General features: G+C 71.1%; 1 protein-coding gene. It reads left to right on the top strand.

Translation table 11 applies throughout. The features are described 5' to 3' along the window. Positions 1 to 863, top strand: an 863-nt coding sequence (locus AC1DQ3_RS36555; protein ID WP_477124955.1) for a glycerate kinase type-2 family protein, incomplete at both ends; no start/stop codon positions are given.

Here is an 863-nt window from a genome sequence, read left to right as displayed (position 1 = left end):
GCGCAACGCATGGTGGAACTGGTCGAGGGCCTCACCGCCGACGACCTGGTGCTGTGCCTGATCTCCGGCGGCGGCTCCGCGCTGCTGGCCGCGCCCGCSCCCGGCATCACGCTCGCCGACAAGCAGGCCGTGAACCGCGCGCTGCTCAAGAGCGGCGCCAATATCGGCGAGATGAATTGCGTGCGCAAGCACCTGTCGGCGCTCAAGGGMGGCCGGCTGGCCTTGCAYTGCGCGCCGGCCCGCGTCGAAACCCTGCTGATTTCCGATATCCCCGGCGAYGATCCCACGCTGATCGCCAGCGGCCCGACCTTGCCCGATGCCACCACCTGCGCCGACGCGCTGGCGGTGATCGCCAAATACGGCATCGAGGTCCCGGCCAAYGTGCGCGCGCACCTGGAGAGCGGCGCGGGTGAAACGCCCAAGCCTGGCGATGCACGTTTCAACGGCCRTCGCAGCGTCACGCTCGCCACCGCCCAGCAATCGCTCGAAGCCGCCGCGGCGCGTGCGCGCGAACTGGGCCTCGAAGCCCATATCCTGTCCGACAGCATCGAAGGCGAGTCGCGCGACGTGGCCCTGGTGCATGCCGCCATGGCGCGCCAGATCGCGCAGCACGGCCAGCCGTTCAGGAAACCYTGCGTGATCCTGTCCGGCGGCGAGACCACGGTGACCGTGCGCGGCAGTGGCCGTGGCGGGCGCAACGCCGAGTTCCTGCTGGCGCTCGCGGTCGCATTGGACGGCCTGCCCGGTGTGCATGCCATCGCCTGCGATACCGACGGCATCGACGGCTCCGAAGACAACGCCGGCGCGCTGCTCGCGCCCGACACCCTGACCCGTGCCGCGGCGCGTGGACTGTCGGCGCGCGC

This window comes from Cupriavidus sp. 01T418, from assembly GCF_056398885.1.
The sequence above is the reverse complement of the archived record's forward strand: the minus strand, read 5'-3'. Positions and strand labels throughout refer to the sequence as shown.